The sequence below is a fragment of the Dactylosporangium sp. NPDC049140 genome (genome assembly GCF_040648435.1).
In genome coordinates this window covers 1-25,186 of sequence record NZ_JBEZDS010000085.1, presented here as the reverse complement: position 1 = coordinate 25,186, position 25,186 = coordinate 1, and the positions used below count along the sequence as shown (strand labels likewise).

Genomic DNA, 25,186 nt, shown 5'->3' with positions numbered 1-25,186 from the left:
AAGGGTTTGCAGCTGCGGCGGGAGGACGTGGACCTCGACGATCTGGTGTATCTGGAGCGGGAGCGGCTTACCGCGGAGCGGCCGGGGTTGAAGGTTGCGGCGCGGTCGGCGCCGGTGCGGGTGAGCGGGGATCCGCATCATTTGCAGCGCGTGTTGCGCAATCTCATGGACAATGCGGCGCGGCATGCCGTGGGTGTGGTGGAGGTGACGGTGGAGGCTGTTGGCGGTACCGCCGAAATCACGGTGTCCGATGACGGGCCGGGAATCGCTCCGGTCGATCGGGATCGGGTCTTCGACCGGTTTGTCCGGCTGGATCAGGATCGGTCGCGCACCGGTGGGGGGAGTGGACTCGGGCTGCCCATCGCGCGGGATATTGTCGCGGCCCACGGGGGAACGCTGACGATCGAGGAGTCTCCGGCCGGGGGCGCGCTGCTCCGGCTTCGTCTGCCCCTGTAGCGCCTCAGGTTTCGCCGGCACGCTCCTCGACGCCCGCGCCGAGGTCGAGGCCGGCCACGCGGTCATCGACGACATCGACGCGCTGCGCGACGAACTGCAGGACGCCGAGCGCGGGCAGCGCGGCTGGCCGTCCGCACCGCGGGCGATGCGCGGGAGACGGCGGCGCTGGCCGGGGTGCGCGAGTCGGTGCTGGACAAGCTCACCGAGCTCGCCGACACCGTCGACCTGCGCCGTACCGAGGGCTTCCGCGGGTCAGAAGCCGATGATCGGGACGGACTCGATGGCGCTCCAGGCCAGGGCACCGGCGGTGCAGGCGGCCAGGGCGGCGCCCACGTAGACCATCCACGCGCACCGTCCGCGGCGGCGCGCGAAGGACCACGTGGCGACCGCGATGCCCGCCGCGGCCTGCAGCGTGCCCTGGCCGAGTTCGCCGCGCGCGGGGTCCCCGGTGACGAGCAGCGTCGTGACGATCGCGATCCCGGCCCCGGCGAGCAGCCCGCACGTGAGCCCGGCGGCAACCGCGGCGCGGCGGGCCCCGTCGGCGCGCACGGCGTGGGCGAGCGCGCCGAGCACGGTGCCGCCGGCGATGGACAGCAGCATCCAGTACGCGAAGGCCCGCAACAGCGGCCCGAACTCCCCGCCCGGACGAAGGCCGCCGGGAAGGTTGAGCCAGTAGTAGCACCCGGTGGCGGTGCACAACACTATGACGGCCGCGGCCGCCGCGCCGCGCCGGGTGCGCGCGGGGGAAGGGAAGCCATGATCCAGCCCCACGCCCCACCGCGGGCGCCCTTCGCCGGAAACAAGACTCCCTACCGCGCCGTCGTATCGGGCTGCACACACCGGCAGTGCGCCGTCGCGTGGGATTGCTCGCGCCGGTCGCGGGGCGTTGCGGGGGCGGGTGGCGTTGCGGGCGGTCCGCTAGGACGGCCCAGGCGTGGGCAGGCGCGGCGTGCTCATGGGACGCGGTAGCCGTGGAATCTCACACGTGTCCGGACGACGAAGCCCAGGCGCTCGTAGAGGCGGATTGCGTCGAGATTGGTGTCGACCACGTGCAGGAACGGGCGCTCGCCGCGCGCGGTGATCCTGTCCACGGCGGCGCGCACGACCTGGGCGGCGAGTCCGCGGCCGCGGGCCTGCGGGGTGGTGCACACGCTGCTGATCTCGGCCCAGCCGGGCGGGTGCAGTCGTTCGCCGGCCATGGCCAGCAGGGCGCCGTTGTCGCGTACGCCGTAGAAGGCGCCCAGCTCGATCGTGCGCGCCCAGAAGGGGCCGGGGCGGGTCGCGTCTATGAGGGCCAGCATGTCCGGTACGTCGGCTCGGCCCAGTTCGGCGACCGCGAAGTCGGCCCCGCGGTCGAGCGTGGCGTCGGCCCGGCGACCGGCTCCGCGGTCCTTCGCGCGGTCGGCCCTGGGTTCGGCTTCGCTTTCAGTCGTGCCGTCGGCCTCGCGGTTGGCCCTGCGGCCGGTCCCGTCGGCTCCGCCGTCCGACGCAGTGTTCCGCGTGGCGGAGGTGCGGGTCGGTCGGGACAGGACCATCTGGAAGCCCGCCATGTCGAAGACGTTCCTCCAGTCCGCGGGCGGCGTTACCGGCGCGGTGAACAGATCCGCCAAGGCGCCCCGGCCCAGCAGGCGCGCCAAGTCATCCCAATCGGCTGATGTCGGCTCGGCCGGCACGGTGGCGAATGTCGACACGCCCGTCTGGTAGGTGGCCGTGTTGCCCGCGCGGCGGGCCAGCTGTGCGTGCCGGCCGTTCAAGGAGCGGCCGACCGGATCGTCCAGGGCCGCGAAGTCGTCAGGCACTCCAGCTCACAGCAGACGACTCTACGACACAGGCCAGGAGCAGGGCGCAGTTGGCGATCTCGACCAGGCCGACGCGCTTCGGGGGCCAGCCCCGGCCCGGCAGGACGGCCGCTCGCACCAGGAGCCACGCGAACAGCGGGGCCGCCCACCAGGTGGCCCAGGCGGCCAGGGGCAGGGCCGCGGCGTGGTAGGCGATCGACCAGCGGCGGTACGCGGGATTGTCGCGCTCCCGGATCATCGTCTTCACGTAGAACACCGTGCCGCCGAAGTACAGCAGGCACAGGACGAACGCCGGCAGCGTGCCGCCGGTCACGAGGACCATGAGGCAGCTCTGCAGTACCGACGCGGCGTCGTTGAGCAGGGCGCGCTCGCGGCGGCGCGCCGCGTGCCACAGGTTCACCGCGATCAGCGCGGCGTAGACCGGGGCGTACCACAGCACCGCCGGGCGGGCCAGGACGACGATCGCGGTCAGCGCGGCCGCGACGGTGCCGTACAGGAGCAGCTCGGCTCGGTAGCGGGCCGGGCGGCGCGTCTTCGCGGCCAGGAACGCGAAGTAGGAGAACAGGTACCCCGACAGCCAGGCGCCGGCCAGCGGGACGTCCGGCCACCGGAAGCCGGCCGACAGCAGCCCGGCGAGGTAGGGCACGGCCAGCATCGCCCACGCCCCGTGCTGCGGCGGGACCCACTGTCGTCTCACGGGGAACGACGCTACGGGGGCGACACCTTGCCGGTGTACCGCTGGACGTCCCGGCCCGGTCGGGACCAAGGTCCCTGTTCAGGGCCGCGAGCGCCGGGAAGCCTGAATCGTGGCGAGGAACCGACACCCGCAGTGGAGAGCCGAATGAGCACACCCCAGGCGACAACAGTCACCGGACGGCAGCGAGCGCTCATGCTCACGCTCGCCACGGCCGGGTTCGCGGTCAACTTCTGGGCGTGGGCGCTGCTGAGCCCGCTCGCGCCGAAGTTCAAGGATGCCCTGCACCTGACCTCGTTCCAGCAGGCGCTGCTCGTCGCGGTGCCGGTGGTCGTCGGGTCGCTCGGGCGGATTCCGGTGGGTGCGCTCACCGACCGGTACGGCGGCCGGATCATGTTCCCGCTCGTCTCTCTGGTCACCGTCGTCCCGGTGCTGTACCTGGGCCTCAGCGGGCACACCTCGCTCGCCGGACTGCTGGTCGGCGGCTTCTTCCTCGGCATCGGCGGCACCACGTTCGCGGTCGGCGTGCCGTTCGTGAACAACTGGTTCCCGCCGCAGCGGCGCGGGTTCGCCGTCGGGGTGTTCGGGGCCGGGATGGGTGGTACCGCGATCAGCGCGCTGACCACCGTGAAGCTCGTCGGCGCGGGTACCACCGCCACCCCGTTCGTCGTCACCGCCGTCGTGCTGGCCGTGTACGCCGCCGTGGCCTGGCTGCTGCTGCGCGACGCCCCCGGGCGGGTCGTGCCGGCCGAGCCGCTGGGCCGGCGCCTGGCCGCGACCGTGCGGCTGCGCATCACCTGGCAGGCCGCGGTGCTGTACGCGGTCGCGTTCGGCGGCTACGTCGCGTTCTCCGTGTACCTGCCGGCGTACCTCAAGACCGCCTACGGGCTGGCCCAGGCCGACGCGGCCAACCGGATGGCCGGCTTCGTCGTCCTCGCCGTGGTGATGCGCCCGATCGGCGGGTGGCTGTCGGACCGCATCGCGGCCACCCGCGTGCTCGCCGCCGCCCTCGCCGTCGTCGCCGCCGGGGCGCTCGTGCAGTCCTTCACCCCCGGCCTCGCGCCCGTCGGTACCATCGCGTTCCTGGCCATGGCGGCCGCGCTCGGGGCCGGCAGCGGGGCCACCTTCGCCCTGGTCGCCCAGCGGGCGCCGCAGAAGATGGTCGGGTCGGTCACCGGGGTCGTCGGCGCCGCCGGCGGGCTCGGCGGGTTCGTCCCGCCGCTGGTGATGGGCGTGGTGTACGAGCGGTACGGCACCTACGCCGCCGGCCTGGCCGCCCTCGCCGTGGTCTCGCTCGGTGCGCTGCTGCTGACCGTCACCGCCGTCGCCCGCGGCGGTGCCCCGAAGTCCTCCGGGCGCCGGAGCACCGCGCATGTGTGAGTACTGCGGCTGCCAGGCGATCGCCGCGATCGACGAGCTCACCCGCGAGCACGATCTGGTCGTCAACCTCATCGGCGAGGTACGGGCCGCGGACCGAAAAGGCCAGAAGGTGCTGGCCCGGGAGATCCTCACGATCCTCGGCCCGCACACCGCGGTCGAGGAGCAGGGCCTGTTCCCGGCGCTCGCCGCCGACTTCCCCGAGCACGTCGCCGCCCTGCGGTCCGAGCACCGCCGGATCGAGGCGGTCCTGCAGAACCCCGGCACGCCGCAAGAGCTGCTCGACACACTGGAGATGCTGCGCGATCACATCCTCAAGGAGCAGGACGGCGTGTTCCCGGCCGCGCTCGCGGGGCTGCGCAACGAGGACTGGGAGCTCGTGGACGCGGTTCGGGCCCGGGTCGGCGGCATTTGTGCTGATGTGAAGACCGAAGGGAGCTGAGACTTGTCAAGCCTCGATGATGCACTGGTGAGCACCCGGCGGTTCTTCACCAAGGGTGAGGTTTCGAAGGATCTGCGCACCCTGCACCAGATCGGCGGGCGCCAGGCCGACGCGTTCTACCGGGACCGCTGGTCGCACGACAAGGTGGTGCGCTCCACGCACGGGGTCAACTGCACCGGGTCGTGTTCCTGGAAGGTGTACGTCAAGGACGGCATCATCACCTGGGAGTCGCAGCAGACCGACTACCCGAGCGTCGGCCCGGACCGCCCCGAGTACGAGCCGCGCGGCTGCCCCCGCGGCGCGGCGTTCTCCTGGTACACCTACTCGCCGACCCGCGTGCGCTACCCCTACGTGCGCGGGGTGCTGCTGGAGCTGTTCCGCGAGGCCAAGCGGGAGCACGGCGGCGACCCGGTCGCGGCCTGGGCGTCGATCGTCGGCGACCCCGGGAAGGCGCGCCGCTACAAGTCGGTGCGCGGCAAGGGCGGCCTGGTCCGCGCCTCCTGGGACGAGGCCGTCGAGCTCGTCGCGGCCGCGCACGTGCACACCATCGCCGAGTTCGGGCCCGACCGGGTCGCCGGCTTCTCGCCGATCCCGGCGATGTCGATGGTGTCGCACGCCGCCGGGGCGCGGTTCTACAACCTCATCGGCGGGGCGATGCTGTCATTCTATGACTGGTACGCCGACCTGCCCGTCGCCTCCCCGCAGGTGTTCGGCGACCAGACCGACGTGCCGGAGTCCGGCGACTGGTGGGACGCCGGCTACCTGATCATGTGGGGCTCCAACCTGCCGGTGACCCGCACGCCCGACGCGCACTGGATGGCCGAGGCCCGCTACCGGGGCCAGAAGGTCATCGCCGTCGCCCCCGACTACGCCGACAACGTCAAGTTCGCCGACGAGTGGCTGCCCGCCCAGCCCGGCACCGACGGGGCCCTCGCCATGGCGATGGGGCACGTGGTGCTCAAGGAGTTCTTCGTCGACCGGGCGGTGCCGTACTTCACCGACTACGTGCGCCGGTTCACCGACCTGCCGTTCCTGGTCACCCTCGACGAGGCCGGCGACGGGACCGTCCGGCCGGGGAAGATGCTCACCGCGGCCGACCTGCCCGGCGCCGAGGCGCAGAGCGAGCACGCCGAGTTCAAGACGGTGCTGCTCGACGACGACGGGACGCCGGTGGTCCCCAACGGCTCGCTCGGCTTCCGCTACGGCGAGGCGGGCGCCGGCAGGTGGAACCTCGACCTCGGCGACGTGCGCCCGCGGCTGTCCTGCGAGGGCGGCGATGCGGTCGAGGTGACGCTGCCCCGGTTCGACACGCCCAGTGGCACGGCCGCGCCGATCCGCCGCGGCGTGCCGGTCCGGCGCATCGGCGCGCACCTGGTGACCACCGTCTACGACCTGCTGCTGGCCCAGTACGGCGTCGGGCGCGACGGGCTGCCCGGGCAGTGGCCGACCGGCTACGACGACGCCGGCTCGCCCTACACCCCGGCCTGGCAGGAGACCATCACCGGCGTCCCGGGCCAGGCCGCGGCGCGCATCGCCCGTGAGTTCGCGGCCAACGCCGAGGAGTCGAAGGGCCGCTCCATGATCATCATGGGCGCGGGCACGAACCACTGGTTCCACTCCGACACGATCTACCGCGCGTTCCTGACGCTGACCACGATCACCGGCTGCCAGGGCGTCAACGGCGGCGGCTGGGCGCACTACGTCGGGCAGGAGAAGGTCCGCCCGATCACCGGGTACAGCCTGCTGAGTACCGCGTCCGACTGGTCCCGCCCGGGCCGCCAGATGATCCAGACCGCCTACTGGTACCTGCACACCGACCAGTACCGCTACGACCCGTTCTCGGCCGCGACCCTCTCGGCCACGAGCGCCACGAACTCCGGGAAGTTCACCGACAAGACCACCGCCGACCTCATCGCCGCCTCCGCACGCATGGGCTGGATGCCGTCGTACCCCCAGTTCGACCGCAACCCTCTGGACCTGGCCGGGGAGGCCGCCGCGGCCGGGCTGCCGGTCGCCGAGCACGTCGTGGCCGAGCTCAAGGCCGGCCGGCTGCGCTTCGCCTGCGAGGACCCCGACGCGCCGGAGAACTTCCCGCGCGTGCTCACCGTCTGGCGGGCCAACCTGCTCGGCTCCTCGGCCAAGGGCAACGAGTACTTCCTGCGGCACCTGCTCGGCACCGACCACGCCGTGCGCGCCACCGAGGCCCCGCCGGAAGCCCGCCCGCGCGACCTGGTGTGGCGGGAGCAGGCCCCGACCGGCAAGCTCGACCTGCTGCTGTCGCTGGACTTCCGCATGACCTCGACCACGGTGTACTCCGACGTGGTGCTGCCCGCCGCGACCTGGTACGAGAAGCACGACCTCAACACCACCGACATGCACCCGTTCGTGCACTCGTTCAACCCGGCCATCGCCCCGCCGTGGCAGACCCGCACCGACTGGGACGCGTTCATGACCCTCGCCCGCGCGTTCAGCACGCTCGCGGCCGACCGGCTCGGCACCCGCACCGACGTCGTCGCCGCGCCGCTGCTGCACGACACCCCGGACGAGCTGGCCAACCCGCACGGGCGGGTCCGGGACTGGAAGGCCGGCGAGTGCGAGCCGATCCCGGGCCGCACCATGCCCAAGCTGATCCCGGTGGAGCGGGACTACGGCGCGATCGCCGAGAAGATGGCATCGCTCGGGCCGCTCGCGGACTCGCTCGGCGCGACGACGAAGGGCGTCACCTTCCGGGTCGAGCGGGAGATCGAGTACCTGCGGCACAAGAACGGCGTCGCCCCCAACGGCCGGCCCTCGATCGCCCGCGACGTGCAGGCGTGCGAGGCGATCCTGGCGCTGTCCGGCACCACCAACGGCCACCTCGCCACCCAGGGCTTCCACACCCTCGAGAAGCAGACCGGGGTACAACTGGCGGATCTTGCCGCGGAGCACGAGGGCAAGCAGATCACGTTCGCCGACACCCAGTCCCGCCCGACGCCGGTCATCACCTCGCCGGAGTGGTCCGGCTCGGAGTCCGGCGGGCGGCGGTACTCGCCGTTCGTCATAAACGTCGAACGCCTCAAGCCCTGGCACACCCTCACCGGCCGGCAGCACTTCTACCTCGACCACGACTGGATGGCCGAGCTGGGGGAGTGGATGCCGACCTACCGCCCGCCGCTGAACATGCAGGCCCTCTTCGGCGAGCCCGCGGTCGGCGCGCAGGGCGAGCTGGGCATCACGGTGCGGTACCTGACCCCGCACAACAAGTGGTCGATCCACTCGGAGTACCAGGACAACCTGTTCATGCTCTCGCTGTCGCGCGGCGGCCAGGTGATCTGGATGTCCAAGGAGGACGCGGCGAAGATCGGCGTGCACGACAACGACTGGATCGAGGCGGTCAACCGCAACGGCGTCGTGGTCGCCCGCGCGATCGTGTCGCACCGCATGCCGGAGGGGACCGTGTACATGTACCACGCCCAGGACCGGCTCATCGACGTCCCCCGCACCGAGACGAACGGCCGGCGCGGCGGCATCCACAACTCGCTGACCCGGCTGCTGATCAAGCCGACCCACCTGGTCGGCGGCTACGCGCAGCTGTCGTTCGCCTTCAACTACCTCGGCCCCACCGGCAACCAGCGCGACGAGGTGACCGTCATCCGGCGCCGCTCGCAGGATGTGGAGTACTGACATGCGCGTGATGGCGCAGATGGCGATGGTGATGAACCTCGACAAGTGCATCGGCTGCCACACCTGTTCGGTCACCTGCAAGCAGGCGTGGACCAACCGTTCCGGCGTCGAGTACGTGTGGTTCAACAACGTCGAGACCCGGCCGGGGCAGGGCTACCCGCGCCGGTACGAGGACCAGGAGACGTGGAAGGGCGGCTGGACCCTCAACCGCCGCGGCCGGCTCGCGCTCAAGGGCGGCGGCCGGTTCAAGAAGCTGCTGACCATCTTCTCCAACCCGAAGATGCCCTCGATCGACGACTACTACGAGCCCTGGACCTACGACTACGAGACGCTCACGAACGCGCCGCTGCAGGAGCACACGCCGGTCGCCCGGCCCAGGTCGCTGCTGTCCGGCCGGAACATGAAGATCTCGTGGTCGGCGAACTGGGACGACGACCTCGGCGGCTCGCCCGACCACGGCGACAAGGACGTGCTGCTCAAGGGCATCGCCGACAAGGTGAAGTTCGAGTTCGAGCAGACCTTCATGTTCTACCTGCCCCGCATCTGCGAGCACTGCCTCAACCCGTCGTGCGCCGCGTCGTGCCCGTCCGGGGCGATCTACAAACGCGAGGAGGACGGCATCGTCCTGGTCGACCAGGACCGCTGCCGCGGCTGGCGGATGTGCGTGTCGGGCTGTCCCTACAAGAAGGTGTACTTCAACCACCGCACCGGCAAGGCCGAGAAGTGCACGTTCTGCTTCCCCCGCATCGAGGTCGGCATCCCCACCGTGTGCTCGGAGACGTGCGTGGGCCGGCTGCGCTACATCGGCCTGATGCTCTACGATGCCGACGCGGTGCTCGCCGCCGCGTCCACCGTGGATGAGCACGACCTGTACGAGGCCCAGCGCAAGGTGTTCCTGGACCCGAACGACCCCGCGGTCGCGGCCGCCGCCGAGCGCGCCGGCATCCCCCGCGACTGGGTCGAGGCGGCCCGGCGCTCGCCCGTGTACGCGCTCATCAACACATACAAGGTGGCCCTGCCGCTGCACCCGGAGTACCGCACCATGCCCATGGTCTGGTACATCCCGCCGCTGTCGCCGGTCGTCGACGTGGTCCGCGACACCGGCCACGACGCCGAGGACCGCGGCAACCTCTTCGCCGCGATCGAGGCGCTGCGCATCCCGATCGACTACCTGGCCCAGCTGTTCACCGCCGGCGACCCGGCCCCGGTGGACGCGTCGCTGCGCCGGCTGGCCGCGATGCGCTCGTACATGCGCGACATCAACCTCGGCCGCGACGCCGACGAGTCGATCGCGGCCGCGGCCGGAATGACCGGCGAGCAGATGTACGGCATGTACCGGCTGCTGGCCCTGGCGAAGTACGACGAGCGCTACGTCATCCCGCCCGCCCACGCGGAGCAGGCGCACGCCCTTGAGGAGCTGGCGACCGAGTGCTCGCTGGACTACGAGGGCGGCCCGCGGATGGGTGGCTCGGGCCCGTTCGGCGAGTCCTCCGGCGGCCCGGCCCCGATCGCGGTGGAGAACTTCGTGATGCTGCGCGAGCGGCAGACCAGCGACTCGGTCGCCGGCCCGGCCGACAAGCCGCGCCGCGTCAACATGCTCAACTGGGACGGCAAGGGCCGCCCGGAGGGCCTCTTCCCGGATCGGAGCGACTCGTGAACCCCGCCGCCTGGCAGGCCCAGTCGCTGCTGCTGGACTACCCGGACGAACAACTCGTGTCCCGTATCCCGCTCCTGCGCCGGGTCGCCGACGCGCCGACGCACCGCTTCCTCGACCACCTCGAACGCACGCCCCTGGCGACGCTGACGACGGACTACGTCGCCACGTTCGACCAGCGGAGGCGCTGCTGCCTGTTCCTGACGTACTACGCGCACGGCGACACCCGCAACCGCGGCATGGCCCTGCTGCGGCTCAAGCAGACCTACGCCGCCGTCGGGCTGCGCCTCACCGATGAGGAGCTGCCCGACCACCTCGCGGTCGTGCTCGAGTTCGCGGCCGCCAACCCGGAGCCGGGCGCGGCCCTGCTCGCCGAGCACCGGGCCGGCCTGGAACTGCTGCGCGCGGCGCTGCACGACGCACGCTCCCCCTGGGCGGACGTCCTCGACTCCGTCTCCGCCACCCTCGCGCCGCTGGAGGGCGACGTGCACACCGCCGTGGCCCGCCTGGCCGCCCAGGGCCCGCCGGCCGAACAGGTCGGCCTCGCCGCTTACGGAGCCCCCCGATGAACGTCCTGCTGTGGATCGTCGTGCCCTACGTGGCCCTCACCGTCTTCGTGGCCGGGCACTTCTGGCGGTACCGTTACGACAAGTTCGGCTGGACGACCCGCTCGTCGCAGCTCTACGAGCGCCGGCTCCTGCGCCTGGGCAGCCCGCTGTTCCACTTCGGCATCCTGCTGGTCGCGCTGGGCCACGTCGGCGGCCTGGTCATCCCCGAGTCGTGGACGGAGGCGGTGGGCGTGAGCGAGACCGCCTACCACGGCGTCGCGGTCGGCCTCGGCACCGTCGCCGGCGTCATGACCCTGGGCGGGGCCGCGATCCTCGTCTACCGCCGCCGCACCGTCGGCCCGGTGTTCTCGGCCACCACCACCAACGACAAGATCATGTACGTGCTGCTCGTCGGCACCATCGTGCTCGGCCTCGGCACCACGGTGCTGGGCAACCTGACGGGGCACCCGCACGACTACCGCCAGACCGTCTCGCCCTGGTTCCGCTCGATCTTCTACCTGCACCCGCAGCCCGACCTGATGGCCCGCGCGCCGATCGGCTTCCGGCTGCACGCGCTGGCCGCGTTGACGCTGTTCGCGTTCTGGCCCTTCAGCCGGCTCGTGCACGTGTTCTCCGCGCCGCTGGGCTACCTGACCCGGCCCTACATCGTGTACCGCAGCCGCGACCGCCAGCTCGGCGCCCGCCCCACGCGCCGCGGGTGGGAGCGGGTCCAGTGACCACGCACGCGCTCGGCGCCGGCGTGGCCCGGGTCGCCGACGTGGGGTGGCGCGCCGCTCGCCACGCCGCCCGCGGCGTGGCCGGCCCGCTGGAGCCCGAGCCGGTCCCGCTGGCCGCGGCCGCGGGCCGGGTGCTGGCCGAGCCGGTGCGCGCCCGCGCGGCGCTGCCCGGCTGCGACACCGCCGCGATGGACGGCTACGCGGTGCGCGGGGCCGGGCCGTGGACCGTGGTCGGCCGCCGCCTGGCCGGCGCGTCCCCCGGCGACGCGCTGGCGCCGGGCACCGCGGTCGAGATCGGCACCGGCGCGCCCGTGCCGCACGGGGCCGACGCGGTCCTGCCCTACGAGCGCTCCCGGCGCGACGGTGACCGGCTCGCCGGGCCGTTCGCCCCGGGACGGCACATCCGGCGGGCGGGCGAGGACGCGGTGCCGGGCGACGTCGTCGTGCCGGCCGGGCGCCGGGTCACCGCGGCCGTGCTCGGCGCCGCCGCGCAGGCCGGGGCCGATGTCCTCACGGTGTACCGCCGCCCGCTGGTCCGGCTCGTGGTGACCGGCGACGAGATCGTCCGCGCCGGGGTGCCCCGCCCCGGGTTCGTCCGCGACGCGTTCGGCCCGAGCATCGCCGCGCTTGTCGAGGACGCCGGGGGACTCGCCGGCGGGCCCGCGTACACCCCGGACGACCGCGCCGCGCTGCAGGACGCCATCGCCGCCGCGGCCGGGGCCGACGTCCTCGTCGTGACCGGCTCGTCCTCGGTGGGCGCCGCCGACCACCTGCACCGCGTGCTGGCCGGGCTCGGCGCGGCCTGGCACGTCGACGGGGTGCGCTGCCGGCCCGGGCACCCGCAGCTGCTCGCCCGCATCCCCGGTGGCCCGTGGGTCGTCGGGCTGCCCGGCAACCCGTTCGCCGGGCTCGTCGCCGCGCTCACGCTGCTGCGGCCGCTGCTGGAGGCGATGACCGGCGCCCCCGCCGCGCCGCCGCTGCGGATGCCCGTCACCGGGCCGGCGCGGGTGCCGGACGACGGCGTGCGGCTCGTGCCCGTGTGCCTCGACGGCCCGGTCGCCCGGGTCCTCACCGACGCGCGCGCGGCCAGCCTGCGCGCCGCGGCGGGCGCCGACGCCCTGGCCGTGATCGAGCCGGGCTGGGCCGACGGCGCGCCCGCGGAGCTGCTCACAGGCTTTTGAGGGTCTGGATCACCGGCGCCGTCTCCAGGTGCTGGATCGCGGGCAGGGCGGCGACGCGCGTGGCGAGGTACCGGTAGAACGCCGCCGGGTCCGGGCACAGCACCGCCGCGTACAGGTTCGTCGAGCCGGTCGTGGCGCCCACGAACACGGCCTCCGGGTGCCTGGCCAGGGCCTCGCCCGTCTCCACCATCCGGTCGGGGGCGACGGACAGCCACAGCATCGTCTGCATCGGCAGCCGCAGGGCACGGTGGTCGACGTCGACGTCGAAGTACAGCGCGCCGCACTCCCGCAGCTCCTGGACCCGCCGCCGCAGGGTCGTGTGCGGCCGCCCCGTGGCCGCGGCCAGCTCGGTGAAGCCCGCCCGGCCGTCGGCGGCGAGCATGCCGACGAGCCGCCGGTCGTCGTCGGAGAGCACCGCCCGGCCGTCCGCGGGCGCCTCCGGCCAGCGGATCGCCGCGGCCTGCTCCGGAGTGAGCGCCTCGACGGGGCTCTGCGGGCCCCCGAAGTACACGTGCAGCAGGCAGTTGGCGGTGACCCCGGTGACGTTCGGCGTCTTCGGCAGCTGCTCGAGCAGCAGCGCGGACGAGTCGCGGTCGGAGACGGCGCGGACCATGCACGAGATCTCGGTGCCGCCCGAGGCCAGCTTCACCCACGACGTGTCGGCGCGCCGAGCCAGGGCCCGGCCGACGGTGACCGCCACGCTGGGCACGCACTGGATGCGCACGCACCATGACACCTCGCCGACCCGCGCGGCGTCGGTCCGGGCGCTCACCCGCACCCGGAAGTCGGCGCGCAGCCGTGCGTAGCGGCGGGCGACGGTCTGGTCGGAGACCCCGAGCACCTCACCGAGCCGGGTGAACGACGCCCGCCCGTCGAGGTGCAGGGCGTGGATAATCCCCAGATCGAGCTCGTCCAGGTCGGATCTCGCCATCCCGCTCGATCCTACAGACCACCGGAGGCGGTTGGAACGTCGCTGATCTGGGCACGGCGGGCGGTCACCACCGCGTGATGAGCGGCGGGCCCGGTTCGTGGTGCCGCCAGGCTTCGGTGAGGCGGGCGAGGCGGGCGGGGGCGGCAATGCCGCGCACGGTAGCGATCCTGCCGTTGGCGATGTCGAACGTCACGGCGCCGGTGACCTGGTCGCCGAGCACGAAGAGGATGGCCGGGGCGCCGTTGACGAGCGCGTAGTGCACGGCGGGCGTACCGCCGGCAAGCCGCCGTTTCGCGGGCGTGGGTCTGAAGCCGGCCCGTGCGACGGCGGCGATGCGCTGCGCGGTGTCGTACCGCAGCAGCGTCCCGGTCAGGCCGGCGCCGTCGGAGATCGCGATCGCGTCGTCGGTGAGCAGCGCCACCAGTCGTTCGGTGCGGCCCGAGGAGGCCGCGGCGAGGAACTCCTCGACGATCCTGCGGGCGGATGCCGGGTCGACCGCGCCGCCGCGGCGGCGGGCGGCGGTGATGCGGCGCCGGGCCCGGTGCAGGTGCTGCTGGCTGGCGGACTCCGTGATGTCGAGGATCTCGGCGATCTCGGCGTGACTGTAGGAGAACGCTTCGCGCAGCACGTAGACGGCTCGCTCGTGGGCTGACAGGCGCTCCATGAGCGTCAGCACGGCCAGGGAGACCGATTCGCGCTGCTCGAACGTGTCGGCCGGGCCGAGCATCGGGTCGCCGTCGAGGAGCGGTTCGGGCAGCCAGGCGACGGCCCGCTCGCGCCGGGACGGTGCCGAGCGCAGCCGGTCGAGGCACAGGTTGGTGGCGACCTTGGTCAGCCAGGCTTCCGGCACCTTGATCTGCTGCCGGTCGGCGGCCTGCCAGTGCAGGAACGCGTCCTGCACGGCGTCTTCGGCGTCGGCGGCGGAGCCCAGCAGCCGGTACGCCAGTGAGGCCAGCCGGTTCCGGCTGGCCTCGAACCGGCTGGTGTCGAAGCGATCAGGGGCGGTGCTGTCCACGCCGGCCAACCTAGGCGGCCACGCGACCGCGGTCCCGGCGGGACGCATCCGGCGCGGCGGTCTGGCGGCGCTTGCGCGTGGGCCGGCCGAAGGTCGGGTGGGAGATGGTCCACAGCGCGATCCTGTTGATGCCCTCCTTGATCCGCGCGGCCCTCCGGCCGCCCTGATGCTTCGGCCTTGGTCGCCCTTCGTCGTCGACCGTCTGCAGCATCCCGTCTTTCCGCCCGAGGGTGATGTAGTTGTACGTGTACACCAGCCTGGTGTTCGGGATCTCGCGGCCGGTCAGGCGGCCGACGATCGCCTCGATGGCCTGCCGGCCGGTGAAGCCGGCCGAACCGCAGGACATCGGCAGCGGCCGGCCGTTGTCGCCGATGGCGTGGACGCTGTCGCCGATGGCGTACACGTTCGGGTGCGAGACCGACCGCATCGTGCGGTCAACGACGATCTGGCCGTTGTCGGTGACCTCCAGCCCGGCGGCGGCGGCGATGGGGCCGGCCGCGAACCCGGCCGCCCACACGGTCGCGTCGGACGCCAGGGCGGTGCCGTCGGCGCACAGCACCCGCGTCGCTTCGACGGCTTCGACGCCGGTGTGCTCCAGGACGGTGATGCCGAGCCGGTCGAACGCCTGGCGCAGGTGGCGGCGGGCCCCGGCGGAGAGCCGGGCCCCCAGCTCGCCGCGGGCGAGCAGCGCCACGGACAGGCCGGGCCGGGCTTCGGCGATTTCGGCGGCGCTCTCGATGCCGGTCAACCCGTCACCGACGACCAGCACCCGCCCGCCGTTGCGCAGGCTGCTCAGGCGCTCGCGCAGGCGCAGCGCCGAGGGCCGGCCGGCGATGTCGAAGGCGTGTTCGGCCACGCCGGGGACGCCGTGGTCGGCGACGTGGCTGCCGAGCGCGTAGACGAGCGTGTCGTAGCCGAGCTCGCCGCCGCCACCGGCATCGGTGACCGTGACGACCCGGCGCCCGGGGTCGACGGCGGTGACCCGGGCCACCCGCAGCCGTACTCCGGTGCCCGCGAAGGCGTCGGCGAGGTTCTGGGCCTTGAGCTCTCGGCCGGCGGCGAGCTCGTGCATCCGCATCCGCTCGACGAAGTCCGGCTCAGCGTTGACCACGGTGATCTCGGTGTCCGCCGGGTACAGCCGGCGGGCCAGGTTTCCGGCCACGTAGGCCCCGGCGTAGCCGGCGCCGAGAACGACGATGCGGTGCTTCATGTACTGCTCCTATCGGCTCGCTTGCTCCCGGTGGATTGATCGGAACGGCGCCGCGATTGCTGACAGGAGCCGCATGTGGCTTGGGTCACAGGCGGGCGTGGATAATTTCCAGATCGGGCTCTTCCAGATCGGATCTCGCCATTTCGCCCGCACCGGCGTGGCCTCGCGCTGGATACCGGCCACGATCTACCCATGACGACCTTGGTGATCGGCGCCCGCGGCTCCATCGGCCGGCACGTGCTCGACCAACTGCACACGGCCGGCGAACCCGTCCGCGCCTCGGTGCGCGACCTGTCCACGGCCGGCGACCTTCCGGCGGGTGTACCGGTGGTGGAGGCCGACCTCACCCGCCCCGCGACGCTCGGGGCCGCCCTCGACGGGGTGCGGCGCGTCTTCGTGTACGCGCTGCCCGCCGACCCGGCCCCGTTCGCCGCCGCGGTCGCCGCGGCTGGGGTCGAGCACGTGGTCCTGCTCTCCTCGGGCAGCGTCCTGCTGCCCTGGACCGCGGACAACGCGATCGCCCGCGAGCACCGCGAGGTCGAGGCCGCCCTGCCCGCGACCCCGGTCCGCCCGCTGGTCCTCGCGAACAACGCGCTGGCCTGGGCCCGTTCGATCCGGGCCGAGGGGGTCGTCCGGGTGGCGTACCCGGACGCGGCGACCGCCCCGATCCACGAGCGCGACATCGCCGCCGTCGCCGTCGCGGCCCTGCGCGACCCGCGCACGCCCGGCGTCAGCGACCTGCTCACCGGCCCCGACCCGCTGACCCAGCGCGAGCAGGTGCGCGCGATCGCGGAGGCGCTGGGCCGCCCGGTCCGGCTGGAGGAGATCGCCCCGGCCGAGGCGGAGGCGGCGTTCGCCCGGTTCGCGGGGGCGGAGACGGCCGCGGCGATCCTCGAGTTCCTGGAGCACGCCCGGCACCCGGGCGGGTCCCCGGCCACCGACACCTTCGAGCGGGTGACCGGCCGCCGCCCGGCGCCCTACACCGCCTGGGCGCGCGACCACGCCGCCGATTTCCGCTAGACGCTCAGCAGCAGGAAGTCGTCCAGGATCGGGGGTTCGACGGCGCTGCCGCGGTACTCCCCGTTGCCGCCCAGCAGCACCAGTTCGCGGCGGCCGCGGCACTCGCGCTGGACGCGGTGGTAGCCGTACCGGCCCGCGGGCGGCACCAGGCGCAGCTGGTACGGCGTGTACGAGCCGGTGGAGCCGGCCAGGCCGAGCACCCGCAGCGGCTCCCCGCCCACGTACGCGTCGCTCAGCAGCGAGCGCGCGCCGATCGGGGTGTCCGCGGGGCCGGTCGACAACGCCAGGTCCCCGGGCGCGAACGACTGCACGCCGAGCACGCGCCGGCCGTCGTCGGCGAGGCGGCGCGGCAGCTCGGCCGGGCGCGGGTCCCGGCCGTCGGGCTCGGCGAGCGTCAGCGTGCCCGCCGCGTCGAGGTAGGCCAGAACCCGGCCGCAGACGGAGAACATCGGGTGGGCGGCCCCGGCGAGGTCGGCGGCGAGCGCGGCGAACCGGCCGCTGCCGGCGTCGACGGTGCCGGCCGCGCCGCCGCCCGTGCGCACCAGGACGCGGCGCGAGTCGCGGGTCCACACCGGTGGGAACAGCCGGCCGTCGACGTCCCCGTGCAAAATACGCGGCGGCTGTACCCCGGTCAGGTCCCGCACGTACAGAGCGCCCTCGTCGACCCAGCTGAGCCAGCGCGCGTCGGGGGAAACGTTGGCGTTGTCGAACGCGGCCGGCGGCAGGGTCGCCAGCACGGCCGGCTCGGCCCGGTGCGTCGACCACACGACCAGGCGCGGCTCGGGGCCGGTGCGCTCCAGGTAGTACAACGGCGGCAGCTGCGCCTCACCGGACGAGCGGATGCGGGCCAGCGCGACCTCGTCCGGCGTGCGGCGGTGGAACGTCTCGGGGGCGAGCACGCAGCTCCGGTCCGCGCGCAGCCGCGCGATCTGTTCCCGCAGCGCCGCGGGGCCCGCGTCGCGCAGGTTCGCGCCCACGACCCGCAACGCGCGGGGGAGGTGCCCGCACAGCTCGGCCACGGTCTCGGCCAGCGGCTCGTCGCCGGGGTCGATCGGGTCGCGCAGCATGCCCCCGAGCAGCTCCCGCGCCGCGGCCGGGGCGAGCGGGCCGAGCTCGATGGGCACGGCGTCGCGGGCCGCGGTCAGCTCGGGCAGCGGGCAGCGGGTGGTGACGACGACGGCGCACCCGGGCGCGCCGGGCAGCAGCGGCTCGACCTGGTTGGCGTCGGCGGCGTTGTCGAGCACGACCAGGACGCGGCGCCCGGCGAGCGCGGACCGGTACGCCGCGGCCAGGCCCGCCACGGCGTCCCCGGCGCCCGGGCGGGGTTCGCGGACGCCGAACGTGGCGATGAGCACGGCCTTGTTGGTGTACCCGGGCGCGACGCCGGGATCGTGGTAGCCCTCCGGGACGGCGGGCTCGTCGGCCTCGGGCTCGATCCCGGGCTCGTCCTCGACCCCGAGGGCGTGCAGGAAGCCGGTCAGGGCGTCGGCCGGGGTGCGCGGCGGGGCGTGGTCGAAGCCGTGCAGGTCGACGTACAGCCGGCCGTCCGGGTAGCCGGCCGCGTTGCGGTGGGCCCAGGCGAGCGCCAGGCCGGTCTTGCCGACGCCGCCGGGACCGGTGAGGACGGCGAGGCCGGTGGCGCCGACGGCGGCGTCGAGCGCGTCGAGCTCCCGGTCGCGGCCGACGAACAGGCGGACGGCCCCGGGAAGCTGCGACGGCGGTGTCCGGCCGCCCGCCTCGCCCGGCTCCCCTCTCATCGCCGCGTTGGTGGCTTGCAGTGCGGGACCGGGCTCGACCCCCAGCGCGGCCCGCAGGCGGGCGGCCAGGCCCTCGTAGTGCGCGAGCGCGTCGGCCCGCCGGTCCAGGCGGCTCAGCGCGACCATGAGCAGCCGCACCGGCCCCTCGCGCAGCGGCCGCTCGGCAACCAGCCGGGTCAGCTCGCCGAGCACCTCCCGATGCCGGCCCGCCTGCACCTGCAGCTCCAGCCACTCCTCAGTGACCAGGTCCCGCTCGGCGTCGAGGGCGGCGGCGGCCCGGGCCAGCACCGGCGTGTCCAGGCCCTCGAGCGCCGGCCCGCGCCACAGGTCCAGCGCCGCCCGGAGGCGGTCCGCGGCGCGGCGCACATCGCCGCCCGCGGCCGCCTGCCGTCCCTGCGCCACGAGGTCGTCGAAGACGGCGCGGTCGAGCTCGGCCGGGCCGATGCGCAGCGTGTACGCGTCGTTGTCCGCCCCGATCACCGACGACGACCCGAGCCGCGCGAGCACCCCGCGCAGCGCCGAGACGTGGTTCTGCACCTGCCGCCGCGCGAGCGCCGGCGCGCCCCCGTCCCACACCGCGTCGGCGAGCGCCCCGATGGTGACGGCCCGCCCGGCCCGCAACGCGAGCGCGGCGAGCACGCGCCGCTGCTGCCCGGGCAGATGTACCGCCCGCCCGCCCGCCTCCACCAAGAGCGGCCCGAGGATTCGAACCTGCATGACAACGACGCTATCGACGCGCGCCGCCGCCCGGCACCCCGAACCGTAGGACGTTCATGGGACGGGCCGGGCTAGCCTCGAGCCATGATCAGCTTCGAGATCACCCCGATCGGCACGGTCCGCAACGACCGGACGGACATCCAGGACACGGACCACTGGGGCGCCGTACGCAGCGTCATCACCGTCGACGAGCGCTTCGGCGACGCCTGCCTGCAGGGCCTGGACAGCTTCTCCCACGTCGAGGTCCTGTTCGTCTTCGACCGGTTCCCGGAGCACGGCGACTTCCGCGAGCCGCGCCCGTACCGTGGCCGCGCCGACCTCCCGCCCTTCGGCATCTTCGCCGGCCGCGGCCCCCGCCGCCCGAACCGCATCGGCGTGACGACCTGCGCCATCGAGTCCGTGCAGGGCCGCGAGCTGACGGTGGCCGGCCTCGACGCGGTCTCGGGCACCCCGGTCATCGACCTGAAGCCGGCGATGGCGGAGTTCCTCCCGGCGGACGTCAGGCAGCCGGAGTGGGTCAGCCGCATGATGGCGGACTACTTCCGGCCGTGAGCGGGCCGCCGTCAGTGCTTGCCGATGGGCCGTTCGAGCCACTCCCGGAGGATGCCCCGCCCGACATCGGGCCGCAGCATCGCCGCGCGATGCGCCAGCGCCTCGACCACGGCCAGGAACTCCGGTCCCACCCGCGCGTTGATCTCCCGCTCCCGCTCGACGAACGGCCCGACGATCCCCCACACGGCGATGGCGCGGGCCCGGAAGATCGCGAGGAACGCGTCCTCGCGCAGGATGCCCAGGGTCAGCATGCTGCCGATCTCGTTCAGGAAGTAGCAGACGTTGTACGTGTGGTTCCGGACGCCCGCCGGCAGGCCGCCGAGGCCGAGCTCCGCGTCGTGGCCGGGCAGCTCGTTGAAAACGCATTCGAAGCTCTCGTGCAGCTTCGGGTCGCGGAACTGGGCCAGTATCGTGACGACCGCGCCGGCGTGGGTGGCCTTGTCCTGCAACGTGACCTGCCGCCTCGACATGTAGGCGGAGGCGACGGAGACGGCCAGGGCCAGCATGGACAGTCCGACGGTTCCGAGGTCCGACAACGCCACGGGCCCGAGACTAGCGTGCCGTACGTCGATATCCGCCGGATGGACGGCCCGTCTTTGTGCATGATCGACCGAGCCCGTTCCGGGTCAGGTGAGGGTGAGCCAGTACCAGCCGTCGCCGAGGGGGTACGACACGCGGCACTCGGCGAGGAAGCAGCGCAGCCGCGCGGCCCAGCCGCCGGTGTCACGCTGCCTATGTTCGGGCCTGCGACCGTGCCCGCGCGACCCCGCGCGGGCGATGTTCACGGGATCTCCACGGCCTCCAGGGCGTGGACCGACTCGACGGCCAGCGGCTCGAGGTCGGCGCAGCCCGGCACGTCGTGTACGCCCGGGGCGAGGTCGGCGAGCAGCCGCGCGGCGTCCAGGGCCAGTCGGGCGGCCTCGGCCGGGTCGTCGTCGCCGAGGCGGGCCTTGATCTCACCGCCCAGGCCGGGCAGCGTCGCCTCGTCGGTGTCGGGCGGGAGGCGCCGGGCCAGGGTCGGCGGGTCCGGGGCGTGGATCCGGCGTTGGGCGAGGGCGGCGACGACGGGGCGGCGGTCACCATACCGGTCGAGCAGCGCCACGAGCTCCAGCGCCCGCGTCACCAGCCGCGGCCGGCCCGGGAAGCGGTCGAGCCAGGCCAGGAGGGCCTCGTCGCCGCCGACGTGGTCCATCACCCGCTGCAGGCCCGCGGCCACCGGGGTCGGGGGCGGCTCGAACTGGCCGAGCAGGTACGCCACCTGTCCCGCCAGCGCCGCTTCGCCGTCCGCGTCGAGGCGGCCGGACGTGAACGCTCCGGCGGCGCCGAGGTCGAGCCCGCCCAGTGGAGAGGACTTCACGGCGCAGCGCTACCCGGGGTCAGCCGGGCGAAACCGTGCGGGCGACGACCGTCCATGCCGTGGCGGTGATCTCGATGGGGCCGGTGCCCGGCAGCCGGGTCGCGCAGTGCTCGCGCAGGGCCTCGCGCCGCGGGTCGTCCAGGGTGCGCACGTAGTCGCCGGCCGGGCCCACGCCGAGCGTGAACGGCTCCCACCACTCGGCGAAGTCGGCGAACGTGGTGCGTACCGACAGCTCCGACGGCTCGATCGCGGTCAGGCCGGCCGCCGCGAACAGCTCGGCCAGGTGGCCCTCGCGGGCGCCGGCCAGGCCGGACTCGTCGCGGGCCTGCGGGTCGAGCTCCAGCGCCGCGCGCCAGAACACGGCCAGGGGGCCGCCGCCGCCGGCGTGGTCCCAGACGCTCGCCGCGACCACGCCGCCGGGCCGGGTCACCCGGGCCATCTCCCGCAGGCCGGCGACCGGGTCGGCCATGAAGTGCACGACCAGCTGGGCGAGCGTGAGGTCGAAGGCCTTGTCACCGTACGGCAGCCGCTCCGCCGTCCCCGCCCGTACATCGGCGGCGGGGAAACGCTCGCGGACCACGGCGACGAAGGACTCGGACGGGTCGACCGCCGACACCGACGCGGCGCCGAGCCGCGCGACGAGCTCGGCCGTGAGCGCGCCGGTGCCGCAGCCCACGTCGAGCGCGCGCTGACCGGCCGCGACCCCCGCGAGCGCCGCGAACCGCTCCGCCAGGGGCTCGGAGTAGCGCCCCATGAACCGCCCGTAGGCGTCCGCGTGGACCTCGAAGCTCACCCGGGTGATCCTAGTCGCGCGTGGGGGTGGCCCGTACCGGGCAAGATGGGTACATGCGCCTGCCCCGTTTGTCGCAAGCCGTCGACCTGGCCGTCTCCGCCGCCGGGTCGGCCGTCGGGACCGCCGCCGCCGTCGTCGCGCTGCCCGGGCGGGTGATCCGGCTCGTCGACGGGGCCGAGGTGGTGCTGGCCCGGGCCGCGGCCGCCCTGGACGCCGCGGACGAGGCGATCAGGGAGGTGCGCACGGTCACCGCCGCCGCCGCCGGCCTGATGGAAGAGGCGAGAGGCGTGTCGTCGGGCGCCGCGACGATCGTGGTCCAGGCCGCGCGGACGGCCACCGCCGCCGACGCGATCGTGGTCCAGGCCGCGCGGACGGCCACCGCCGCCGACGCGATCGTTGCGCAGGCCGAGCAGACCGCCGCCAACGCGGACGTCGTCGTGGCCCAGGCGGCCCGGACCGCCACCACCGCCGACGAGCTGCTCACCGCCTACGACCCGCCCCTGCGCCGGTTCGTCGAGAACCTCTCGGCCGAGGAGGTCACCGCGGCGATCCGGATGATCGACGAGCTGCCGCGGCTCGCGCACCACCTCAACACCGACGTCATGCCGATCCTCGCCACCCTCGACCGGGTCGGGCCCGACATCCACGAGCTGCTCAACGTCACCCGCGACCTGCGCCAGGCGATCGTCGGCCTGCCCGGCTTCGCGATGTTCCGCCGCCGGGGCGAGAAGGCCGAGACCGAGAGCGACGCTACGTAGCCGGGAGCGGGTCGACCGCCCGGGCCGCCCGGGAGCCGGCCACCGCGACCGCCGCGGCGTTCGTGCCCACCACGATCGCGATGCCCGCCCAGACGTGCGCGGCCGGGACCTGGCCCAGGATCACCGCCCCGGCCAGCGCCGCGAGCACCGGGTGGACGCTCTGCAGCAGCCCGAAGTAGCGCGGCGGGACGCGGCGCAGGGCGACCAGGTCGGCCGCGTACGGCACCACCGAGCACAGCACCCCGGCGCCGAGCGCGTAGAGCAGCCCGGCCGCGGTGAACCGGCCCTGCACGGCGAGGACGACCGCGACCGGCAGGTAGAGCACGGCCGCGAACGCCGTGCCGACCGCGGGGCCCTGCAGGCCGGGCAGGCGGGCGCCGACGAGGCGGTTGAGCAGGATGTACGCCGCCCAGCAGGCCGCCGCCACGAGGCCCAGCCCGAGACCGGGCAGGTCGGTGCTGGAGCCGGGGAGCACGAGCACGTACACGCCGATGCCCGCGACCACGGCGGACACCAGGTCGACCGGGGTGCGCGAGCCGCACAGCGCGACCGCGAGCGGGCCCAGGAACTCCAGCGTCACCGCGAGCCCCAGGCCGATGCGGTCGACCGCGGTGTACAGGCTGATGTTCATGGTCGCGAAGACCAGGCCCAGCAGGAGCGCCGGCCACCACTGCGACCAGGTCAGGCGGCGCAGGTTGGGGCGGGCCACGGGCAGCAGGACCGCGGCCGCCACCAGCTGGCGGACCGCGACCACGCCCGCGGGCCCGATCGCCGGGAAGGCGCGCGCCCCGAGGGCGGCGCCCGACTGGTTGCCGGCGGCGCTGGCGACCATTGTCGCGAGGGCCCCGCCGGTGCTGAGGTTCAGCCTGCTCACGACCATGATTCTCGGCGCCCGGGGCGGGGCCGGGGAAATGCACGGGACGCACGATTCATACGCTGTACGCATGGATCTGGAGCTGCGGCAGCTGCGCGCGCTCGTCGCCGTCGTCGAGGCCGGGACGTTCACCGACGCGGCCGCGGCGCTCGGGCTGTCGCAGGCGGCGGTGTCGCGGTCGGTGGCGGCGCTCGAGGCGGCGCTCGGGGCGCGGCTGCTGCACCGCACCACGCGGCACGTGCGCCTGACCGCGACGGGCACGCAGGTGCTGGCCCGGGCCCGGGCGGTGCTCGACGAGGTCACGCACCTACGGCGGGTGGTCGAGCGCTCCCGCACCGAGCTGCGCGTGGGCTACGCCTGGGCGGCGATGGGCCGGCACACGCGCCGCATCCAGCGGACCTGGGCCGGGCGGCATCCGGGTGTACCGCTGGTGTTCGTCCAGCACAACAGCCTCGCCGCCGGGCTGACCGACGGTACCGCCGACGTCGCCGTGCTCCGGCGGGCCCTGGAGGATCCCCGGTTCGAGACCGCCGCGGTCGGCCTCGAGCACCGCTGCGCGGCCGTCGCCACCGACCACACCCTCGCGCGCAAGCGCACCGTGCGGCTGGCCGACCTCACCCGGTACACCATGGCGATCGACGATCGAACGGGCACGACGAGTCTCGGGCTGTGGCCGGCGGGGGCGGGGCCGGCGTCCGTGCGCGCCACGCGGGGCACGGACGAGTGGCTCACGCTCATCGCGGCCGACCAGGCCGTCGGCGTGACGTCGGAGGCGACGGCGCACCAGAACCCGCGGCCGGGGGTGGCGTACCGGCGGATGAGCGATGCGCCGCCGATCGAGGTCCGGCTGGCGTGGTGGCGCGACGACCCGCCCGCGCACCTCGACGACCTGATCACGCTCACCCGCGAGGCCTACGGCCCGCTCGGGTAGGCTCGCCGGCATGAGTCTGCCGCAGCGGACCGCGATCCTGGAGGCGATGCACCGCGAGGCGGAGGTCGGCGAGCAGACGCTGGCGCCCAACAGCTACCTGGTGCTCGTCGCCCCCGGCGACCACCCGCACCTGGTGCCGTTCGCGGGGCCGCTCGCCCGGGCCCAGGCCGAGTTCCTGGCCGAGCAGCGCTGGGGCATCGCCGACGAGGTCGTGGTCGACCTGCAGCCCGACGACACCGTCCTGCCGGGCTCGTTCAAGATCATTGCTGACGTGCGCAAGGCCCGCACCCGCCGCGAGGACGAGGCCGGCCGGGGCGTCGGCCTGCTCGTCGACGACGGCCGGCGGTACACGGTCCAGGCCGGCGAGACCGTGATCGGCCGCGGCCGCCAGGCGGACCTGCGCGTGCGCGACGAGGGCGTGTCGCGGCGGCATGCGGCGCTGCGGTACGACGGCCGGAGCCTGGTCCTGATGGACCTGGACTCGACGAACGGCACCCTGCTCAACGACGACCCGGTGACCGGGCCGACGGCCGTGAACCCCGGCGACGTGATCACCCTGGGCGGCGTGACCCTGACGGTCCAGGGCGAGCGCTGAAGGGGCTAGCAGCTGCTGGCGTGTTGGTCCGCTCTAGCGCTCACTAGTCGGCTAAAGTGGTCTGCGTGCACCTGAAGGAATGGGCGGCGGCGACCGGCGTCTCGTACGCGACCGCACGGCGGCGG

The 25,186-nt window shown here is 74.1% G+C and carries 25 protein-coding genes; 13 read left to right on the top strand and 12 right to left on the bottom strand.

Annotated features, from left to right (window positions below; translation table 11 throughout):
• A partial coding sequence (locus tag AB0B76_RS56175) for an ATP-binding protein (RefSeq protein ID WP_360393818.1) occupies positions 1-456 on the top strand: 456 nt, incomplete at its 5' end.
• 252 nt (positions 457-708) lie between these two features.
• On the opposite strand, the gene AB0B76_RS56170 is transcribed toward AB0B76_RS56175, so the two are convergent.
• The 3 genes from AB0B76_RS56170 to AB0B76_RS56160 all read right to left on the bottom strand — a co-directional run bounded on the left by AB0B76_RS56170 (position 709) and on the right by AB0B76_RS56160 (position 2,952).
• On the bottom strand, positions 709-1,227 hold the full coding sequence (locus AB0B76_RS56170) for a DUF6518 family protein (protein WP_360393815.1): 519 nt from the start codon (positions 1,225-1,227) through the stop codon (positions 709-711).
• Positions 1,228-1,409: 182 nt separating this feature from the next.
• Positions 1,410-2,147 carry a GNAT family N-acetyltransferase gene (locus tag AB0B76_RS56165; RefSeq protein ID WP_360393813.1) on the bottom strand — a complete coding sequence of 246 codons (738 nt, stop codon included), beginning with the start codon at positions 2,145-2,147 and terminating at the stop codon, positions 1,410-1,412.
• Between the two features lie 100 nt (positions 2,148-2,247).
• A complete protein-coding gene (locus AB0B76_RS56160; RefSeq protein ID WP_360393810.1) occupies positions 2,248-2,952 on the bottom strand; it encodes a YwiC-like family protein in 705 nt (234 codons plus the stop codon).
• A 144-nt stretch (positions 2,953-3,096) separates the two neighbouring features.
• Here AB0B76_RS56160 and AB0B76_RS56155 point away from each other — a divergent pair, with 144 nt between their 5' ends.
• The 7 genes from AB0B76_RS56155 to AB0B76_RS56125 are packed head-to-tail and all read left to right on the top strand — an operon-like array spanning position 3,097 to position 12,551.
• A complete protein-coding gene (locus AB0B76_RS56155; protein WP_360393807.1) occupies positions 3,097-4,329 on the top strand; it encodes an MFS transporter in 1,233 nt (410 codons plus the stop codon).
• Complete coding sequence (locus tag AB0B76_RS56150; RefSeq protein ID WP_360393804.1) at positions 4,322-4,768, top strand: hemerythrin domain-containing protein; 447 nt, start codon at positions 4,322-4,324, stop codon at positions 4,766-4,768. Before AB0B76_RS56155 ends, AB0B76_RS56150 begins: the two co-directional genes overlap by 8 nt.
• Positions 4,769-4,795: 27 nt before the next feature.
• A complete protein-coding gene (locus tag AB0B76_RS56145; RefSeq protein ID WP_360393802.1) occupies positions 4,796-8,431 on the top strand; it encodes a nitrate reductase subunit alpha in 3,636 nt (1,211 codons plus the stop codon).
• Between the two features lies 1 nt (position 8,432).
• The gene (narH, locus tag AB0B76_RS56140; protein ID WP_360393799.1) at positions 8,433-10,088 is read left to right on the top strand and encodes a nitrate reductase subunit beta; all 1,656 of its coding nucleotides are present in this window, start codon (positions 8,433-8,435) and stop codon (positions 10,086-10,088) included.
• Complete coding sequence (narJ, locus tag AB0B76_RS56135) at positions 10,085-10,654, top strand: nitrate reductase molybdenum cofactor assembly chaperone (RefSeq protein ID WP_360393796.1); 570 nt, start codon at positions 10,085-10,087, stop codon at positions 10,652-10,654. Before narH ends, narJ begins: the two co-directional genes overlap by 4 nt.
• Complete coding sequence (gene narI / locus AB0B76_RS56130) at positions 10,651-11,370, top strand: respiratory nitrate reductase subunit gamma (RefSeq protein WP_360393793.1); 720 nt, start codon at positions 10,651-10,653, stop codon at positions 11,368-11,370. Before narJ ends, narI begins: the two co-directional genes overlap by 4 nt.
• A complete protein-coding gene (locus tag AB0B76_RS56125) occupies positions 11,367-12,551 on the top strand; it encodes a molybdopterin molybdotransferase MoeA (RefSeq protein ID WP_360393790.1) in 1,185 nt (394 codons plus the stop codon). The genes narI and AB0B76_RS56125 overlap by 4 nt, the downstream gene beginning before the upstream one ends.
• Here AB0B76_RS56125 and AB0B76_RS56120 read toward each other — a convergent pair.
• The 3 genes from AB0B76_RS56120 to AB0B76_RS56110 all read right to left on the bottom strand — a co-directional run bounded on the left by AB0B76_RS56120 (position 12,538) and on the right by AB0B76_RS56110 (position 15,707).
• The gene (locus AB0B76_RS56120; protein ID WP_360393787.1) at positions 12,538-13,482 is read right to left on the bottom strand and encodes an AsnC family transcriptional regulator; all 945 of its coding nucleotides are present in this window, start codon (positions 13,480-13,482) and stop codon (positions 12,538-12,540) included. The genes AB0B76_RS56125 and AB0B76_RS56120 overlap by 14 nt on opposite strands.
• Before the next feature lie 64 nt (positions 13,483-13,546).
• Positions 13,547-14,497, bottom strand: a complete 951-nt coding sequence (locus AB0B76_RS56115) for a sigma-70 family RNA polymerase sigma factor (protein WP_360393784.1) — start codon at positions 14,495-14,497, stop codon at positions 13,547-13,549.
• A 10-nt stretch (positions 14,498-14,507) separates the two neighbouring features.
• Positions 14,508-15,707, bottom strand: coding sequence for an FAD-dependent oxidoreductase (locus AB0B76_RS56110; protein ID WP_360393781.1), 1,200 nt, complete (start codon positions 15,705-15,707; stop codon positions 14,508-14,510).
• Positions 15,708-15,899: 192 nt separating this feature from the next.
• Here AB0B76_RS56110 and AB0B76_RS56105 point away from each other — a divergent pair, with 192 nt between their 5' ends.
• Entirely contained in the window at positions 15,900-16,727 is an 828-nt protein-coding gene (locus AB0B76_RS56105) for an NAD(P)H-binding protein (protein ID WP_360393778.1), read from the top strand.
• On the opposite strand, the gene AB0B76_RS56100 is transcribed toward AB0B76_RS56105, so the two are convergent.
• Complete coding sequence (locus AB0B76_RS56100) at positions 16,724-19,201, bottom strand: BTAD domain-containing putative transcriptional regulator (protein WP_360393776.1); 2,478 nt, start codon at positions 19,199-19,201, stop codon at positions 16,724-16,726. The two genes, AB0B76_RS56105 and AB0B76_RS56100, sit on opposite strands and share 4 nt — an antisense overlap.
• Before the next feature lie 84 nt (positions 19,202-19,285).
• On the opposite strand from AB0B76_RS56100, the gene AB0B76_RS56095 reads away from it, so the two are divergent.
• Complete coding sequence (locus AB0B76_RS56095; RefSeq protein WP_360393773.1) at positions 19,286-19,753, top strand: SAM-dependent methyltransferase; 468 nt, start codon at positions 19,286-19,288, stop codon at positions 19,751-19,753.
• Positions 19,754-19,764: 11 nt separating this feature from the next.
• Here the strand turns inward: AB0B76_RS56095 and AB0B76_RS56090 are convergent, their stop codons facing one another.
• The 4 genes from AB0B76_RS56090 to AB0B76_RS56075 form a co-directional block, all read right to left on the bottom strand.
• Positions 19,765-20,295: a hypothetical protein gene (locus AB0B76_RS56090; RefSeq protein WP_360393770.1), complete on the bottom strand. Its 531-nt coding sequence runs from the start codon at positions 20,293-20,295 to the stop codon at positions 19,765-19,767.
• 84 nt (positions 20,296-20,379) lie between these two features.
• Positions 20,380-20,538: a hypothetical protein gene (locus AB0B76_RS56085; protein WP_360393767.1), complete on the bottom strand. Its 159-nt coding sequence runs from the start codon at positions 20,536-20,538 to the stop codon at positions 20,380-20,382.
• Positions 20,535-21,110 (bottom strand): hypothetical protein, encoded by a 576-nt coding sequence (locus AB0B76_RS56080; protein ID WP_360393764.1) that lies wholly within the window; start codon positions 21,108-21,110, stop codon positions 20,535-20,537. The genes AB0B76_RS56085 and AB0B76_RS56080 overlap by 4 nt, the downstream gene beginning before the upstream one ends.
• A gap of 19 nt (positions 21,111-21,129) precedes the next feature.
• Positions 21,130-21,903, bottom strand: a complete 774-nt coding sequence (locus AB0B76_RS56075) for a class I SAM-dependent methyltransferase (protein ID WP_360393761.1) — start codon at positions 21,901-21,903, stop codon at positions 21,130-21,132.
• A 53-nt stretch (positions 21,904-21,956) separates the two neighbouring features.
• Here AB0B76_RS56075 and AB0B76_RS56070 point away from each other — a divergent pair, with 53 nt between their 5' ends.
• Positions 21,957-22,661, top strand: a complete 705-nt coding sequence (locus AB0B76_RS56070; protein ID WP_360393758.1) for a hypothetical protein — start codon at positions 21,957-21,959, stop codon at positions 22,659-22,661.
• On the opposite strand, the gene AB0B76_RS56065 is transcribed toward AB0B76_RS56070, so the two are convergent.
• Positions 22,654-23,535, bottom strand: coding sequence for an EamA family transporter (locus tag AB0B76_RS56065; protein ID WP_360393755.1), 882 nt, complete (start codon positions 23,533-23,535; stop codon positions 22,654-22,656). The two genes, AB0B76_RS56070 and AB0B76_RS56065, sit on opposite strands and share 8 nt — an antisense overlap.
• Positions 23,536-23,605: 70 nt before the next feature.
• Between AB0B76_RS56065 and AB0B76_RS56060 the strand changes: the two genes are divergently transcribed.
• Both AB0B76_RS56060 and AB0B76_RS56055 read left to right on the top strand, forming a co-directional pair.
• On the top strand, positions 23,606-24,466 hold the full coding sequence (locus tag AB0B76_RS56060; RefSeq protein ID WP_360393754.1) for a LysR family transcriptional regulator: 861 nt from the start codon (positions 23,606-23,608) through the stop codon (positions 24,464-24,466).
• A 10-nt stretch (positions 24,467-24,476) separates the two neighbouring features.
• Positions 24,477-25,061: an FhaA domain-containing protein gene (locus tag AB0B76_RS56055; RefSeq protein WP_360393752.1), complete on the top strand. Its 585-nt coding sequence runs from the start codon at positions 24,477-24,479 to the stop codon at positions 25,059-25,061.
• Positions 25,062-25,186: the final 125 nt, after the last annotated feature.

Excerpts from the sequence above, each read along its gene's own strand:
- AB0B76_RS56070 (WP_360393758.1), top strand. The coding sequence starts at position 21,957 with ATGCGCCTGCCCCGTTTGTCGCAAGCCGTCGACCTGGCCGTCTCCGCC.
- AB0B76_RS56155 (WP_360393807.1), top strand. The coding sequence starts at position 3,097 with ATGAGCACACCCCAGGCGACAACAGTCACCGGACGGCAGCGAGCGCTC.
- AB0B76_RS56095 (WP_360393773.1), top strand. The coding sequence starts at position 19,286 with ATGATCAGCTTCGAGATCACCCCGATCGGCACGGTCCGCAACGACCGG.
- AB0B76_RS56105 (WP_360393778.1), top strand. The coding sequence starts at position 15,900 with ATGACGACCTTGGTGATCGGCGCCCGCGGCTCCATCGGCCGGCACGTG.
- narI (WP_360393793.1), top strand. The coding sequence starts at position 10,651 with ATGAACGTCCTGCTGTGGATCGTCGTGCCCTACGTGGCCCTCACCGTC.
- AB0B76_RS56120 (WP_360393787.1), bottom strand. The coding sequence starts at position 13,482 with ATGGCGAGATCCGACCTGGACGAGCTCGATCTGGGGATTATCCACGCC.
- AB0B76_RS56110 (WP_360393781.1), bottom strand. The coding sequence starts at position 15,707 with ATGAAGCACCGCATCGTCGTTCTCGGCGCCGGCTACGCCGGGGCCTAC.
- narH (WP_360393799.1), top strand. The coding sequence starts at position 8,433 with ATGCGCGTGATGGCGCAGATGGCGATGGTGATGAACCTCGACAAGTGC.
- AB0B76_RS56100 (WP_360393776.1), bottom strand. The coding sequence starts at position 19,201 with ATGCAGGTTCGAATCCTCGGGCCGCTCTTGGTGGAGGCGGGCGGGCGG.
- AB0B76_RS56060 (WP_360393754.1), top strand. The coding sequence starts at position 23,606 with ATGGATCTGGAGCTGCGGCAGCTGCGCGCGCTCGTCGCCGTCGTCGAG.
- AB0B76_RS56055 (WP_360393752.1), top strand. The coding sequence starts at position 24,477 with ATGAGTCTGCCGCAGCGGACCGCGATCCTGGAGGCGATGCACCGCGAG.
- AB0B76_RS56150 (WP_360393804.1), top strand. The coding sequence starts at position 4,322 with ATGTGTGAGTACTGCGGCTGCCAGGCGATCGCCGCGATCGACGAGCTC.